Raw genomic sequence first — 16,776 nt, 5'->3', positions numbered from 1 at the left:
TCAGTTACGGACTTATGTAGGATAATGCTTAGCTTCATCCAGTCTGTTCTTCTGACAGTTCAAGAAACAGAACCATTATTCAACCATACATGAACTTATGCAACAGGAAGACGATTTGAGGGCACTTGCCAAAATCATGGATTTCGGCAGAGCCGTGAGTATATTTCTATTGGTGATACATGTCTATGTGTACTGTTATCCGAGTTTTTACCACTGGAACCTGACATTGGAGGTGGTAGACAGGATATTGCTGAATTTCAACCGCACTACGGGAATCTTTAACTGCATCCTCTGGAGCAAGCTGGCGGTGGTCCTGCTGCTGGCCATTTCCTGCCTGGGCACGATAGGTGTCAAAGGGGAAAAAATTACCTGGAAAGGAATCAGTGCGGCACTCTTCGTCGGGACGGTGCTGTTCTTCCTCAACTGGTGGCTGCTGGACCTCTCCCTGCCTCACGGGGCGGTCACGGCTTTGTATGTCTTTACCCTCGCCGTCGGTTATCTCTGCCTGCTGAAGGCGGGCTTGTGGATGAGTCGTCTGTTCAGGCACCGGCTGATGGAGGACCGCTTCAACATCGAGAACGAGAGCTTCATGCAGGAAACCCGGCTGATGGAAAACGAGTATTCCGTCAACCTGCCTACACGTTTCCGTTACGGGGGCAGGATGCATGACGGGTGGATCAATGTGGTCAACCCCTTCCGGGCCTCCATCGTGCTGGGCACGCCGGGGTCGGGCAAATCCTATGCGGTGGTCAACAGCTATATCCGCCAGATGATTTCCAAGGGCTTCAGTTGCTACCTGTACGACTACAAGTTCGATGATCTCTCCACCATTGCCTACAACACGTTGCTGCATAATACGGACAAGTACAAGGTCACTCCCAAATTCTACGTTATCAACTTTGACGACCCACGCCGCTCGCACCGCTGCAATCCCATCAATCCGGAGTTCATGACGGACATCTCCGATGCGTACGAGGCAAGCTACACAATCATGCTCAACTTGAACCGTACCTGGATTGAAAAACAGGGCGACTTCTTCGTGGAGTCTCCGATTATCCTTCTTGCAGCCATTATCTGGTACCTCAAAATATTCAAAGGAGGCATCTACTGCACGTTCCCTCATGCCGTCGAACTGTTGAACAAGCCGTATTCCGACCTGTTTACCATCCTGACTTCTTATCCGGAGTTGGAGAACTATCTTTCCCCCTTCATGGATGCCTGGAAAGGCGGGGCGCAGGATCAGCTTCAGGGGCAGATAGCCAGTGCGAAAATCCCCCTGACCCGTATGATTTCCCCGCAGCTCTATTGGGTGATGACGGGCAATGATTTTTCGCTGGACATCAACAATCCGCAGGAGCCCAAGATTCTCTGTGTGGGCAATAACCCTGACCGCCAGAACATCTATTCCGCAGCCCTGGGGCTGTACAATTCCCGCATCGTCAAGCTCATCAACAAGAAGGGCCAATTGAAGAGTACGGTCATCATCGACGAGCTTCCCACCATCTACTTCCGCGGGCTGGATAACCTGATAGCCACCGCCCGAAGCAACAAGGTGGCTGTCCTGTTGGGCTTTCAGGATTTCAGCCAGCTCAACCGGGACTATGGTGAAAAAGAGTCCAAGGTCATCCAGAATACGGTAGGTAACATCTTCAGCGGCCAGGTGGTGGGAGAAACGGCAAAGACGCTTTCCGAACGCTTCGGCAAGGTGCTCCAGCAGCGGCAGTCCGTTTCCATCAACCGTCAGGATGTGTCCACGTCTATCAATACCCAGCTTGATTCGCTCATTCCGGCATCCAAGATTGCCAACCTCTCGCAGGGTACCTTTGTCGGTTCGGTGTCGGACAACTTCGGCGAGAAGATTGACCAGAAGATTTTCCATGCCGAGATTGTTGTGGACCACGCCAGGGTCAGTGCCGAAGAGAAAGCGTACAAAAAGATACCTGTCATCAACGCTTTCAGGGACAAGGACGGCAACGACATCATGTTCCAGCAAATCCAGCGCAACTACGACCGCATCAAGGCAGATGCACAGGCGATTGTCAATGAGGAGATGGAACGTATCAAGGCAGATCCGGAACTGTACAAACGGTTGGGGCTGAAAGAGAATGATGAAGAATCTAAAGATTAAAATGGTATGCTATCACGCTATTTCAACATATCATTCCTTAATTTCGTAAAACTCATTTCTCCATTGTCATAAAGGTCTTTTTGGAAAATATCACATTTGATTTTTTCAAAACTATAACCAAAATGTTGTAATGAATTTGCCATCATTTGAATATGTGCATCTGTATAATCAATTTTCATTTCCATCCAATGCAATGCAATTTTTATGTGAGATTGGTAACGCTCCTTTAATTTGAATAATTTGACAAAATTTTCATAATCAGGGTCTTTGCATAATATTTTTAGTTCAAAATCTTGAGGGTGAAGTACAGGTCTGATACGTCCCGGATTTGTACCTTGTTTGGTTATAATATGAAATTCTGCATTACTGTCAAAGTCAAAATTAGGGCTTGTCGGGCTTAATTTTTCGCATGGAGCGCCTGATAAGTCTCCTAATACCTTTGTTTTTTTCAACTTTTGATTGCAGATTTGACAACTTGGTACGAAGTTAAACAAGGAAAGCGAAACCAATCTGCAATTAGATTTGGGTAGCACATGATCAAGGTCAAAGTGATGTCGATACTTATAATTAGGTTTAAAAGTCTTTTCATATTTATCTGGAGCGAATTTTGTTTTTAATGCTTTAAAGTCATTTTTACTATGAAATATACGCGCTTGCTTAATCTTCTCAATGGTATTATCTGATTTTACCTTTAATTTTGCTTTTAATTCTTCATCAGATGCAGTATTCAAAAAATAAATAGCATCTGCATCAGGATCTATTTCGAATACATTAATATAAGCCATGTCACAATAATGGCATGATGAGATGCTGAAGCCATTTTGTGGGTCTTTGAAAAACTCAGCTATTTCTTGACTCCAGTCATCATAATTAAATAGTGTTTCTAAACTACTATTCAATTTTTCTCTTATGGATAATGACCAATTCATAAACAAATTGTACCATTGTACTAATTGATGAAAATTTCCAATTAGTATATCCTGAATATTTGCTGGAAATTGTTGTAGTTCAACATTGGTTTTTCGCAAACTCTCCCAACTAGTTTGCATTTTCGTTAGTGTCGGTTGAAAAATTTGCATGTAAGTTTTAAGGATATTCCTATTTTGATATGCTACTTTTCTCATTTCTTCTTTTCTAATTTGTCCTTCAATGAATTAATTTGTTCTTCATGATAACGAATTTCATCACGAATCTGTTCTTCTTGTGACTTATGCAATATTCGTTGCTCCAATTGTTTGTAAATTTGGTTGAAATTACTACGAATATATTCTTCACCTAAATGATCTATTGTGAACTTAATATGGTCTTTTTTCTCCACAAATATTCGCTGTTGCTTATTCATATCATCCTCATAATACAGATCTAATATTTCACGCAGTTTCATTTGTATTAGATCGCCAATAGCATATTCTAGGAAAAATCCATTTTTCAATAAATCATAAATGTTGGCTCCTAAAGTTGTACTCGTTTTTTCATTTGTATATTCTTCACTTTTATCCAGAAATAAAATATTGGTTTCTGGCAAATCTGATAGAATAAATGGTGAATGTGTAACGATTATAATGTTGATGCTACGGATATTTGTTCGGTTGATATGGCACATGGCTAAGCGTTCTAACAGTCTTTTTATGTACTGTCGTTGATATTCTGGGTGATAGTACAATTCTGCTTCGTCAAATATCAGATTGATATGGTGATAACCTACTACACGTTTGCCATTTTCACTCTTTATGCTGGCGATATTTTTTATATGATAAAATATGTAGCTTAAACTATACAGCATTTGTTTTTCACCGCTGCTCATGGATTGCAAGGTGATTTCTTGACTATTATCTTTTTGGTCCATCCTTTTTGTATCCATTTTCCGATAAACAACTTCTGTGATAAAAAAGGATGGTGCCAGCAATTTCATCATATCATCATAAGTCTCGTATTTTTTACCTTGCAATAAATCTTTGTCCACATCCAAACAGTCTTCACCTTTTAGATACGTATGTTGAGTAAGATAATTCAAGCATTGATGAATTTTCAAGGTGATATGGCTATTCGAATTTTCGGCTATATCTTTGATGACATTCAATAAATGTTGGATGTGACTTTTGTACCACGTTAATATGTTGCTTTCTTTTACATACATTCTTTTACTGCCATCTTTGTTAATGACAGGTCGTTCATTTCCAGTCCTACTATCAATCATCATTTTAGGTTCCTGCATTTTCATCAAAGAATCCCAATCTGACATTTCTTTATAGTGAGGATAGGTAGAGCATATTTTAAGTGTTTTATATGCCAGATAGTACAAAGCTATTTCATCGCGTTTGGAATCATTTTGCCCCAAATCAATGTTCCATTTGCCAATAAGAATTTTCTTCCAAAGTTCTTCTATTTGAGCGATAATCAGGTCTTGTCCATCTCGTATTTCATTCCTGATAGGTTTCTCCAATAGTTTTTGTTGCTTTAACTCTTTATATTGTGGATTGAATTTATACTTGTAGTATATCGGTTGATATTCATCCAGAAATTCCTTCCCTTGTGAATGAAACATAAGAGATAAAATTTCAATCCGTTGCTGTGCTAAGCTGTTTTCATTATTTATGTCTATCTGACCCTTGTCACGGAATGGAGTTAATACCAATGGAATATAATAGCCATCGTTCTTGTGGAATAAATAATTGAGCCAATCACCATCGTTACTATTATCTTTTGGTCGGAATTTTGAATTGAAGTCCGAAGGATTAAATGCATAAAGACTATAGTTTACGCTGATTGTGTAGAAAAATCCATTAAGTATAGCATCCCGTTGTTTTTCAGTCAATCCATGAATTTGTATTTTTTCGGGCTGTCCGTCTATTATCTCATAATAGTCTGTACCAAAATCATTGCATTCTATGAATTTTTGCACTCCGTCCAGCTCAAAATGCAGCCGACCTGAAATGCCTTGGGCATGCCCAATTTCGTTGGTCTCGTCCAGCCCTTTCCTCAAAAACGTATTTTCAGCAAAATTATTAATGATGCGATACAAAATATCCAATAATGATGATTTGCCGGAACCGTTTTTCCCGACTATTGCAGAAATGGAAATCTTGGGTAAATCTTCATTGATTCTGTAATAATCTTGTGGACACCCGTCGTCAGAAACTTCTGGGTATGAATCCTTGGAGGTTCCTATATCTCGTTTGCATTTAATAAGAGGATACCATCCTGGCTCTAAAGCCTTTCTTACATCACTCAAAGTATCTTCAAAAATTTGAATCCCAATAAGCCGCAAGGGCTTTGTAATGTCTAACTTTGCTGGCATATTATATATCTTTTTAGCAACGAATTTAATAATATTTTTTGGCATCAAATATTCATCCCCCATATCGGATCCACATTCTGGTATTCCGGTCGGGGAATGTTCGGATCGCCATTTTCATAGCATTCCGCAGTATAGATATACGCCTTGCTGTAAATATCCTTTATGGCTTTCGACATGCAGTCTATGTATCCGCAGTTAATCAGATAGCGTTCCAGTGCCATATAGAACTGCTCGGTATCATTCTGCAGGTCATCATCCAGGTAATACAGCCCGGCAACCATCTCTTTATATGCATTTCCTTCCGTATGCATTTCTGTTGTTTTTCTGTAATACATCAGGGCCATTTCTGCCGGATAGTTACTGATGATATACCGCAAATTGGTCGGTTCAATGACCGACAGGATATGGTTATAAAATTCGGTGCCTAAAGTTCCGAAATCGGGCTCAAGTCCTTCGATTCCGATTTCACAGACACATAATTCCAAAACTTTTTTGATAGTCTGCATGTTCCTTCTTTCTTCCATGTCAGTCAAGGGCTCTTCCATAGAAATGTGGCGGGATGTGATGAAAGAGTTTAGGGCTATAAGAATCTTATTTTGTACAGCCTCTTCCGCGTCCATGTATTCGTATGCGAAATACAGGAATTTGAAGATTTGTGTCCAGGCAAACATCATCCGGTAGATTTCTGCAATATAACTGTTTGTGTGCAGCAGTTGGTTGGTATTGGTCGTTAGTACGGACAATATCCGTTGCAAGCAGAACATGGAGTCTTTCAAAAGGAATTCAATTAATTGCAATTTATCTTTTACAGTCAGGTAATCTTCCGTCATGCCGCATTCTTCCAGATTCATGCCAAACAGTTCCAATTTATTCTTTTTCAAAGGCTCTTTTAAGAAACGGGCGAATTTCTTATAAAATACAATGGGGGTATCAGTCCTGTACCTTATTTTTCGTTGTCCTTTGGCTACATGATATTCCATTAAATCGATGCCGTCAAACAGATAGTCTATGAACATATAGTTCCAGATGGCTTTCATGCGGGATTCCACAATCAGTTGTTGGACGGTTCGTTCTATATTGTAAGCAGATGACAGACGGTAAGAATATAGTTTTAGTATGTTCAAAGTTTCGGCCTTGCTGAAATCTTTAGGCATTAATGAGGGTCGGTATTTGAAGTGTCGGTAAATATATAGTTTTAGTTCCGTGGAAAGCATGATGATTTCTTCTAGATCCGGATAAAGGGAAAGCTTTTCCAGGGAAATGTCTTCGTATGGTTTCAGAGAGAACAATCCTTTTAGGTCTTGTATCTCCGCTATACTGATATTCTCATTGTGGGCATAGAGGTATAAAGTGGCTTTTCGTGTTACCACATCAATGATTTTGCAGAGATATTCGGACAAGACTGGTATCCGGTGGTCTGTATGCGAAGGAAGCATTTTTTCTACCATGATATATCGGTTCAGCAGGCACAGGATTTTCTTCATACTGATAGAGGCGTCTTTCAGGAACGAACCTCTTTTATAGTATCTGGCGGCTGCCCAATAATACAATATCGCTTTTTCCAGTGAGGTCAGTTCCTCCATTCGTTCAAATTCTTTATTGCTGTCAGATAATTCTGCCAGTTGTTTTAAAAAGTCCTCTGTAAGTTCCGAATCTTTCCCTGAGCAGCTGAGCAGCACATTGCCCATGCCGTCCAATGTGATGGCTATGGTCTGCAGATAATTGGGCCTGAGAGAATAGGTCTGGGGAGACCAGTTAGCTTTTTTTAAAAAAGCACGTACTTTGGATACCTTATCTTCAATGTTCACTTTTTCCCCGAAGAAATATTCCAGCAGGATATGCATGCTTCGGTTGTAATACCGGCAGGAGAAGCAAGGAACAGAACATCCTTTTTGGAGCATTTCTTTCCGATGTCTGTTACATTTATCAACTTTGAAGTAGGACAAATTTTTCACATAAGATTTTTCAATGTTCCAGTTCTTGAGGAATTTTTTTGTATCCTCTTTATAGGATTTCAATGGCTCATCATCCAGTTTCATTTTGTCCACAATATCAATGAGACGTTTTTTTATTCTGTCCCATTGTTCCGTGTAATCCACATCTTTCCATCCGGCGATATCGTTGCCTAAATCGCTCCATAATATTCTGTTGATAACGCGTTCTATGGATTGTTGTGTCTTGATGTTTAGTCCGTTATCCCGGCAAAATTCTTCAATGTCGGTGTCAAACTCATACCCCCAGAAATAAAGACCGGTCACAAATCGGTCTGAATTACGGTTGATGAGTCCGTTTTTGTAGTACAGGATTTCGGCAAGTCTCCTGAAGAAATCCACTAGAATGATGAATTTGTCTTTGGCATTGGTCACTCGATACAAATAACGGAATTCCGATTCTGCCACATCCACATTGGCTTTGGTAATTCCTCCCAGTTCGACTTTCTCCAATACGAACAGCTTGGCAAGGATAGCTTGGTAAACAAGCCGAAGGTCTTCCAAAAGGGACAACCGGAAAATCAGGTTACTTTTCTCTGGAGTCAGAATTCGTGACAGACCGGTCACCAGTTCGTCGCCTTGCATTTCATATTGGTCGGTCAAATGTTCACGGGTAGGCAACAGCTGGGTTTCTATCTCTTTCTCGAAATTTTTCTTTTCTTCAATCTCATCTTGTTTGGTGGCGAAATAGTTGGGATCTATCCCTTTTGGGGTACCTGTTTCATGTTCTTTATAGAGTACATATTTTTTATCTCGCCAGTCTTGTGATTTTTCCACACGGAGTTTAAGCCCTAATTTCGCTTCGTCCACATACCTGAAATCAATCAGCATGCAAATCAGTTCGTAGTAGATAACGTATGCGGAATTGTTGGTTTTACGGTGCTCATAGGTTAGCCCTAGCTTCAGCATATTCCGGATAAGGGGAAGGATGATATCTCCCGAAGCCATTTGTTCAGATGCCTCTTTCTGGTGAAGCAAATCTTTCAGGTAGGCTATGCTGTTCCGGTATTCCAAAGCTGAATCCAGATAATTTTCATCCGTCATTTGCAAGTCACCCAGTACCTGATGGATTCTTGATAGAATGATGGCATAATGTTCATAGTTTGAATTCGTCTGCTTAAGCATATTGGAATAATGCACGAGCATACGTGTGAAATGCTTCTTGACTGAAAGAGACTCATCCAGTGTGAAGTTGAATATAGCGGCTATCTCTTCTGAATATTTGGAGAATATGGCAATTTCACTGGCTACACTTTTCCTGAATTTAAAATTATACAGTCCTGATGGAATGTTGGTCATATGGGTATGCACCATATAGGATAAAATCGTATGGATGAAGGTGCGCAACTCTGGGGTACGGTACACTTCCAGCAGTTCGGGTGCCTGCTCCAGATTTCTCCAGGAAAAACTGTAGCTGTGGTATTTATAGATATGATTCATTAGAAACGATGCGGATATCAATAGTTTGTCGCCGTATTGGCTGGCATTGTTGATGATAGCCTGCATGATAGGATAAGCCATATAGAAGATAAAAGCTATTTTCCGTTGATTGACATAATTGAAGGTCAACACATAGTTCTTGCTTGGATGCTTACGTTTGTCACGTGTTTTCCATCCATAGATATAAGGGGATTTATTTCCTTTGCGGTATAGGTTATCTTCAGTCCTCACATACATGCGGAAATAAGAAAGAATTTTCTGTGGTGACCCATTACTGATATGGGTCAGATAAATGGAGAAATAATGCAGGAATACGATTCCTCCTTTCAACCGCCATTCTTCTGCTGCACTGGAAGAAGGATTATCCTTTTCAAGCTCACGTAGGTACCTGTAATACCATTTCAACGAAGGATATTCAGGGGTGCTTATGCCGTATCGGTAATATTTTTCTTTCATTTTGTTCCGCAGATATTTTTTAGGCAGGAGCATTTTGCACAGATATTGTTCAGTCATGGAGATGACATTCATTTGTGTGCGGTTTGATGTCAGAAAGCTGTCCACATAAATTGCACCGCTAAAAACGCTGCTTATGGCAAATTCCCGGTCAGACAATCCGGCAAGGTAAGCATCGTACAGCTCACGCCCTGATATGAATATGAATTTGGCGCGTGCTGTAGAAATAAAATGTTTCATATTGGCAAGGAGGCGGAGCACATTGTCTTTCCTTTTGCGGGAACTGGAATCCCCGGAAAAGCCATTGGCAGTACCTTCAAATGTCGCGAATAGCTCATCTTCTGGTTCTTTGTTGCTCATCTCCGGATCTATCTTGTCCAACTCATCAAATACGATGACAAACTTGAGCGTATATGCGTTGATAATGCGGTCAAAATGCGATAATATGTCTATCAGTTCGCTTTCTATCTCGCGTACTTCCGCAATTGGATAGTTTTTCTTCCTTCGTTTCCCGAAAGTGATGTTGATGAAACCTTGGCTGCCTTCGGCTAATGGGGGCGTTTCTTCGTCAATTACGGTATGGATTCTGTCATTCAAAGTATTCAATTGTTTTCTTATCCATACATATTGCTTGATTCCTGGAATGAACAAGAACGTAATTCGCAGTAGTTTTCTGATGCATAGATAAATTAGAACAAAACAGATTATTTTGAAAAGAATAATATAGCCATTGCTTGTTTCTTTTAGTTGTATGAAAAAGGTTTTGAGATAAGAAGTAAGTGTTTGAAAGAAACCGGGTTTGCTGTTTTCTTGTAAGTGGATAAAAGACACCTCTCCTTTGGCTGCCATATCAGAGGCATTTGCAATATGAACTTCAGAAGTAGAAGAGGATGGGGATATTTGTTGTTCATAAATCTTTTGGACTACCTCTTTAATAGGGCCGTTTAATTGCTTCATGATTCCCAATGTGGCAAAACAACATACTAAAATGTAAAAATATGCGGGCAGAAAATACAGATGTTTGTTGGAAACGAAATTTTCCACCTCTGCTTTTATTCGTTTGGCTATTAGACACAGTATGTCTCTTTCTGTGAGGATTTCATGCCCTAAATTGATTTGGATGGCTATTCGCTGGGCCGTTTTTCTTCTATAATCTTTGAAAATGATTTTATTCAGGCGGCTACGCTCTTCTTTGTCTATTTTTCGAAGCCTGCCACAACATTCTGCAATGCATTCCTTTATAGATTTCCCTATATCACTGGTGCTATTCTTGCGCCATTCTCCATGCTGGATAATGTGCTTGACGAGACCGCAATACAAGCAAAAATATCCCCAACAATATCTTATGTGATATTTTTTTACATAGCAGAAAATAGAGAGCATAGCTAATGCTGCAAGCCCAATAAAAAGGTAATGAATATTATCAATAGGCTTTATTATGAAGAGGGAACAAAATAAAGCAATGGTTATCAAATGCAGTATAAAGAATATGAATTCAATTTTACTGCTTCTCCGTCGTTGTCTGGTGATATCGTATAATGCTTTTTCAACAAATGAAGATTTCCCCATCCCCCTATATCCAGCCACTAAGAACGAACCGGTTTTGTCTTTATTCGTAATCCAGTTCCTTAGCCTGTACAAAATATCTTCTCTTCCAATAAAAGCTTCATGAATATTTTGCTTATTCGTAAAACGTCTCTCTCGTAAAAAAGGCAGATAATAGTTCAAACGCTTGGTACGTGATGAGTACCGGTCAAAAGGGTTGGCATACTGTTGTTTCATAGTGCTTTTATATCTTTAATTGCGATGCTTTTCCTAGTAAGTCGTAAAAAAATGATTTTAATGAATCTTTGTAAAAACTATTTATGTCTCCTGCATCTATATTTGCATTAATATCATCAATAACATCATCAAATTTGAGGTCTTCCTCTGTTTTTGAATGGTTTTCCACATCTTTTTGAATGTTATTTATTTGAGATCCTAATATTTCAATTTCTATTTGGTTTTTATTTATGTCTTGTTTATACAGCAAGCAGTCATTATAGCATTTTTCTAAAGTTTCAGCTTGTTTCTTCTTTAGTTGGCAAATTTTCTCATTATTATTTACTGTGTTTCTTTGGTTTTCTTGTTCTTCTGAAAGAATCCTGATTTCTCCCCGAAGTTCATAAAAATTAGTCAGAGTCACTTTTTGGCGGTTTAAACAGGCTGATTTTAAATTCTGTTTCCTATTTTCAAGATATTTCACATCCTCTTCTTTGGATCTTTTTTCAAAGTTTAAATTTGCTGATTTTATTTTATCCGATATGGATTTTTCATATCTCATCAATTCAATGGAACATTTTAACATAACGGCTTCGATTTCTTTTGAATTGCGAAGCTTCCTCTTGAAAAAAGCAAACAATAAAGAAAAGAGGATCAATAAGTATCCCCCTAGAACTAATCTATATTTATAATTTGCAGAATAGTCTATAAGACTAATAAAATAGTGAAACAATGAATTCTGTTTAAAGCCAACTGACATTAAATGAAAATGATCACATATTATTCCATAAACCAATAATATCACCCAGCATAGGACGGCACAACCCAAAACAATACATATTGTTGTAAGCCATTGCACAGGAACTCCGCAAAACAAAGAATGTTCACGAATGTATTCGCATATTTTTCTTTCTCTGTATTGCTTGAATTTCTCAAGAGTATTAATCACATCTTTCATCTTGTTTCAATATTAAAGTTAACACTATTGCTAGATAGGGAGATAGACAAATGGAACATTAGTTGATTCCTTCCATATTAGCCTGCCTCAATAAATACCGACCAATCGGTTTGCAAAAATACAAAAAAAAACACAAAACGCTCAATATGTGAGGTAAAAAAAGACACAACCTTTTGACAAGTCGTGTCTTTGACTACTGTGGATAGATGATTTTGCAGCATCTCATTTCGATACATGCGCTGATTACTAACAGTGTTATCTCCACTACATCAAGTGTACCCGTACTGGGAGCTCTACGATTGGGGGTACCTATTGTTTTAGAGGCAATAAACCTGAAGTTTAAAAATAATTGGTCTTGTTTTCATTTAACCATCCCTCATAGACCAAGGATTGACAGGTGAATATCTGGCCTATTGTCATTTCAATTCATCATTGCCCTCTTTTTCTTCACTTTGGAAACAAAGAATGGGAATGCCAACATCATCATTATTATCAGACAGAATAAGTCTTTTTGATAAATCCAAAAAATCAGAAATCCCATCAGAAGCTCTTGAGGCCTTTACATATCCATATTGGGATTTATTAAATACAGATTGAAATGAAATTTCCAGCAAATCCCAAATCATTTGTGACCAGCTGTCTCTGGGGACACACTTGACAAAAGTCCGTCCGGTTTGGAATTCAATAAAATCTACCAATTGTGAGGCCAGACATTTTGATGCAACGAGTATATCATTGGGCATGGCACACCAAAACGGTGTACAAACAGCATTTCTATCTATCAACAAATACTGGGCACCTGCCGTTATGGCTTTAGGTATTACGCTTCTTTTCCTTCCGTTCAAGTTATTGGCTTTTCGATATATGAATTTAGGCCAATGGGTATATAAAAATAGCTGATGCTTATCATTATAACCAATTTTGTGATGATAAATACTGTCCGTATTTCCATTCAGTTTCTTGGCTTGTAGTAGCAAAGCGTTATATGTGACTTCTGTACCGCGTATTTTTTTATATACGATGAGTAAATCCCCTATTTCAGGATCCTTTTTGTATCCTAACATTCTTTTCTCGCAAAATTCTACAATAGGTTTTTGATGGAGGAAACACCCGCCAACCTTGAAATTCAATGTGGGAAAAGTATGGTTGAGTATAGCTTCTAAGTGAGAAGGTAATTGATTAACGAGTGCTGCTATGTATGCAGGTTCATCAGGATTCGTAAGTCCTTTTATGCACTGCTTCAATGCATCCATGATTTCTACCTGCAATTTGTTCCTTAGATATGCTTCCATATAGTATTGTATAAACAGTTTTTACATCTTCTTCCTATAGTTATAAACTAAAGACACATAGACTTTATCCCAAACCCCACAACAATCTCCACCACCTCTCCATGCTCCCTCACGACCTTCAGCATTCGTGCTGGAATACCATGAGTGAAACAACAGCGGATAAATTCTATCCCGATAAACACGCCCGTATCCGAGTTCCCGGTTCCATGTTGCTCTTTGTTTCGGAAGGTTACTGTCCCCTCCATGGTTTCATGTCTTCGTTTCCGGTAGAGGGCTTCTTTCTGAAACACTTGGGTGATGTTGTTTCGTACAATTTCCACTTGTTGTCCTCCGTTTTGCAGAAAGTCTAGATAGTCTGCCAGTAGGTCTTCCGGACATCCGCTTTGCGACAGGGCTGTTTGGAGGTGTTGTATTTCCATTGGATTCATAAGCATTTCTTTTTACTTGGCAATAATCAGTTTTTTGTCTTTGATGATAAGCGTGTCTTTCCCGCCGTTTTTAATCAGGCTCACATTATCCAGGTCTATCATGCTGTTGGATATGGAAAAGTCCTGATGTATTGTATCGTTCCGTAGGAAATGGATGTCCTGTTTATACAGGTTCGGAATAGAAAAGAACAGGGCTATGATTCCACCCATGCAGCATATCATTAATAGGGTAAAGGTAACAAACCAGCGTTGATATTTTCTATCTTCTACCACCTTCACCTCAACAGGTGAAGGCTCTTCGTTGATTATCACCTTTTTCTGGTTACACGTCACACGGCATCTCAAGTTGGGGAATTCATGCAGGCTGAACAGGTCCGGAACTTGTTGCAGGAATTGCAGGTATTGCTTGGTTTCCATCAGCACTTCCAACTCCACTGTTACACGGATAACACTCCGCTTTATTATCTTGGGCTTCCCCGATGCGCCTGCGGGCTTGGCTACATTGACGGGGCGGATGTCTGATGCGCCTGTGTCCACGCTCATGGCAAGCTCCACACCGGTGCTTCCCAGCGAGGGGGCGTCCGCCGGATGGCTTCCATAAGGGGACGGGGGCTCCGTTCCCTCGTATTCCGCTATCAGGTCTGCTATTTCCCGCACCTCGGTCACTGTCACGTTCTTTGCCTCTGCATTCACAAAGTTTTCCACTTTGGCTTTCATCCTGTCGGTCAAGAAGGCCTTTATCTTGTCTTCGCTTTTCTTATGGATAAGGTAGCTCGGATACTTCTTGGTGAAGCTCCGGGCTACGTTTTCCATATAGTCCATTGTATAGTCAAAACCATCAATGATGGATATGAAAAATACAAGAGATGTATTTATTTTTAAAACAAAAGAAACCATAACTTTAATCCTCCAAATATTTACCTTTATTACCTATTATTTTTCTTAACCATTCTGGTGTATATTCTTTACTTCGCGGGAACTTACAATAAAAATTGAAAATCCAATCTAATTCTTGAAAATAAGCAGGTATCTCGTTGAAATTATCATAATTAAATTCCAATTTATAAGAATAATTCTTTTCAATAACCATTTTCAAGGAAAACCATGCTCCTTCCTTAGGATATTGCATATACATTTCTTTTCTTTTCAATCTGAATTCCCTGCATATATCAACAACATTCATATGTCTAATCCTAATCTTTTCTCCTGTAGAAGAAAATACATTTAACATACTACTAGTACATGAAACAAATTCGACATTTATATAGTTCCATTTTATTTCATCAGGAATCTGTGACAAAATAATATTTTCAATATCATCAAAAGATATTCTCCCATTCGCACTTACTAAATGCAACTGATGACGAAAAGGTATACTAATTAAATGTTCTCTTTTTTCATATGATGGTAATATCAAATACTCAACATCAGGATTTTTTAAAATTCCCCTTACCATTTGTATATACCAAAGCCAATATTTTTTTCTTTCTTCTACAGAATTGATGTCATTATTGACAAAAGGGCTTCCCCCTGAAAATATAATTTCAGCCAAAAAATCAGGAGTCCAAACTTCAAAATCATAAACATCATCATCAGTATAATCATCCATATCCCAAATAAAGGACACATCTGTTTCTATATTTTTACACAACGACAACAATATCCAACCAATGGCATCAAAATTATTAAGAAAATTTTTATACTTATCATATATTTCTCCAAAATATGATTTACTGTATTTGTTATTATATAAAAAATCTTTAGATTTTAACAATATATCATTAAATATATCATTTTCGAATACACTAACATTCATTTGAACTATTTTAATAGCGCATGTATAATAAATTTTATTAATAATATTGCTGCTATTAATTTTTCGCATCAATTGAACCCGACTATTTAATGATAAATGCCCATTTGCATTTTTATTAATTTCGTCATTCAACAAAATCAAATCTTTTTCTATGTCCATAATTAATAATTTTAATCATTATCTATAACACTTTCATCTTCATCATTTTTTGAAGGAGTATATATCTCTGTTAGCCCAGGAGGAGTGGTTATATATATAGTTTTATTTATTTCGTTAGATAGTTTTTGTATAAATTTCTTACAACAATCACACATTTTTCTGTTTACACCAATCGCAATATCTGTATTTTGTATCACAAGCATTTGTTTTTCTGCATGCGATGCACTACTACTACCAGGTAGTCCATTATCTAAAGAAGAATTTTCATGTAATTTATGGTTTAATTTTAGAGCTTCTTCTATAACTGATAAAACAGGAACATCAACAAAATTAGGGACCTGCTTTCTAAATTTTTTACTGACCCTTTCTTTGCTATATCCGCTAACTGTAACTATTCCATCAGAACATATAGTTTTTCCCCTATTACTCGGAGGCAATAGTAGGTTTATTTTTTCAGCTCTTTTCCAAGCCTCTTTAGATTGAGTCTTTAACTCTTGCTCTTCTAATTCTTGTTTTTGTCTTTGATTTGATACTGAATTTGTCGTTTTATTATTACGCATCAGAAATTCATCACTTTCAATGGCATTGAAATTTATATGTGTTAAATTTTCCGACACCTTCCATTCCTTCTCCCTCGCCTCCAGATTATTCCTCTTGATAATCCCCGGTGACAGATACACGGTCATCACCATCGGAGAGTTCACGGCACTCATGCTTTCCTCTATCTTCAAGCAGAAGCAGTCCCCAAACCGGAAAATGTCCACAACCTCACTTTCGTTATAGATGAAATGGATTTCTCCGTAGTGCATGTTTCCTTCATTCAACCAGTCATAAAAGAGCTGCTCGTCACCGCTGCATTCAAACATGAGCATGATCAGGTCTCCTTCAACTGGTAAGTATTCTCTATTACCGGTCTTTTCACAAGCCTCAATATGCAGCTGTATGATTCGCCCCAAATTCGAATCGTCACAGTGCCGGAGATGACACTGGTAGCTGTAATAGAGCAACGGTATCTCTTTGCCTTTTATTTTCAATATTGCCTGATAAATCAT

The 16,776-nt window shown here is 38.5% G+C and carries 10 protein-coding genes; 1 reads left to right on the top strand and 9 read right to left on the bottom strand.

The genetic code is table 11. The annotated features are described in order from the left end of the window. Positions 1-97 precede the first annotated feature (97 nt). A complete protein-coding gene (mobC, locus tag BACSA_RS05535) occupies positions 98-2,128 on the top strand; it encodes a conjugal transfer protein MobC (RefSeq protein WP_013617133.1) in 2,031 nt (676 codons plus the stop codon). A 17-nt stretch (positions 2,129-2,145) separates the two neighbouring features. Here the strand turns inward: mobC and BACSA_RS05530 are convergent, their stop codons facing one another. The 9 genes from BACSA_RS05530 to tssD form a co-directional block, all read right to left on the bottom strand. Then, complete coding sequence (locus BACSA_RS05530; protein WP_041583900.1) at positions 2,146-3,252, bottom strand: hypothetical protein; 1,107 nt, start codon at positions 3,250-3,252, stop codon at positions 2,146-2,148. After that, positions 3,249-5,426 (bottom strand): AAA family ATPase, encoded by a 2,178-nt coding sequence (locus tag BACSA_RS05525; protein ID WP_013617131.1) that lies wholly within the window; start codon positions 5,424-5,426, stop codon positions 3,249-3,251. The genes BACSA_RS05530 and BACSA_RS05525 overlap by 4 nt, the downstream gene beginning before the upstream one ends. A 44-nt stretch (positions 5,427-5,470) precedes the next feature. After that, positions 5,471-9,907 carry an ATP-binding protein gene (locus BACSA_RS05520; RefSeq protein ID WP_245546582.1) on the bottom strand — a complete coding sequence of 1,479 codons (4,437 nt, stop codon included), beginning with the start codon at positions 9,905-9,907 and terminating at the stop codon, positions 5,471-5,473. A gap of 1,192 nt (positions 9,908-11,099) precedes the next feature. After that, positions 11,100-12,029, bottom strand: a complete 930-nt coding sequence (locus BACSA_RS05515) for a hypothetical protein (protein ID WP_041583898.1) — start codon at positions 12,027-12,029, stop codon at positions 11,100-11,102. 416 nt (positions 12,030-12,445) lie between these two features. Then, positions 12,446-13,321 (bottom strand): hypothetical protein, encoded by an 876-nt coding sequence (locus BACSA_RS05510; protein ID WP_013617129.1) that lies wholly within the window; start codon positions 13,319-13,321, stop codon positions 12,446-12,448. 47 nt (positions 13,322-13,368) lie between these two features. Beyond that, on the bottom strand, positions 13,369-13,749 hold the full coding sequence (locus tag BACSA_RS05505; RefSeq protein ID WP_013617128.1) for a hypothetical protein: 381 nt from the start codon (positions 13,747-13,749) through the stop codon (positions 13,369-13,371). Between the two features lie 12 nt (positions 13,750-13,761). After that, positions 13,762-14,646, bottom strand: coding sequence for a hypothetical protein (locus tag BACSA_RS05500; RefSeq protein ID WP_013617127.1), 885 nt, complete (start codon positions 14,644-14,646; stop codon positions 13,762-13,764). A 4-nt stretch (positions 14,647-14,650) separates the two neighbouring features. Further along, positions 14,651-15,724 carry an Imm5 family immunity protein gene (locus tag BACSA_RS05495; RefSeq protein ID WP_013617126.1) on the bottom strand — a complete coding sequence of 358 codons (1,074 nt, stop codon included), beginning with the start codon at positions 15,722-15,724 and terminating at the stop codon, positions 14,651-14,653. Between the two features lie 11 nt (positions 15,725-15,735). Then, positions 15,736-16,776 carry a type VI secretion system tube protein TssD gene (gene tssD, locus BACSA_RS18865; RefSeq protein WP_013617125.1) on the bottom strand — a complete coding sequence of 347 codons (1,041 nt, stop codon included), beginning with the start codon at positions 16,774-16,776 and terminating at the stop codon, positions 15,736-15,738.

Origin of the sequence: Phocaeicola salanitronis DSM 18170, assembly GCF_000190575.1 — a bacterium.
Lineage (GTDB): Bacteria > Bacteroidota > Bacteroidia > Bacteroidales > Bacteroidaceae > Phocaeicola > Phocaeicola salanitronis.
This window is presented reverse-complemented; position numbering and strand designations above follow the sequence as displayed.

What these genes read in the sequence shown, in the direction of transcription:
- mobC (WP_013617133.1), top strand. Translation starts at nt 98, where the DNA reads ATGCAACAGGAAGACGATTTGAGGGCACTTGCCAAAATCATGGATTTC.
- BACSA_RS05530 (WP_041583900.1), bottom strand. Translation starts at nt 3,252, where the DNA reads ATGAGAAAAGTAGCATATCAAAATAGGAATATCCTTAAAACTTACATG.
- BACSA_RS05525 (WP_013617131.1), bottom strand. Translation starts at nt 5,426, where the DNA reads ATGCCAGCAAAGTTAGACATTACAAAGCCCTTGCGGCTTATTGGGATT.
- BACSA_RS05515 (WP_041583898.1), bottom strand. Translation starts at nt 12,029, where the DNA reads ATGAAAGATGTGATTAATACTCTTGAGAAATTCAAGCAATACAGAGAA.
- BACSA_RS05510 (WP_013617129.1), bottom strand. Translation starts at nt 13,321, where the DNA reads ATGGAAGCATATCTAAGGAACAAATTGCAGGTAGAAATCATGGATGCA.
- BACSA_RS05505 (WP_013617128.1), bottom strand. Translation starts at nt 13,749, where the DNA reads ATGAATCCAATGGAAATACAACACCTCCAAACAGCCCTGTCGCAAAGC.
- BACSA_RS05500 (WP_013617127.1), bottom strand. Translation starts at nt 14,646, where the DNA reads ATGGTTTCTTTTGTTTTAAAAATAAATACATCTCTTGTATTTTTCATA.
- BACSA_RS05495 (WP_013617126.1), bottom strand. Translation starts at nt 15,724, where the DNA reads ATGGACATAGAAAAAGATTTGATTTTGTTGAATGACGAAATTAATAAA.
- tssD (WP_013617125.1), bottom strand. Translation starts at nt 16,776, where the DNA reads ATGATTTATCAGGCAATATTGAAAATAAAAGGCAAAGAGATACCGTTG.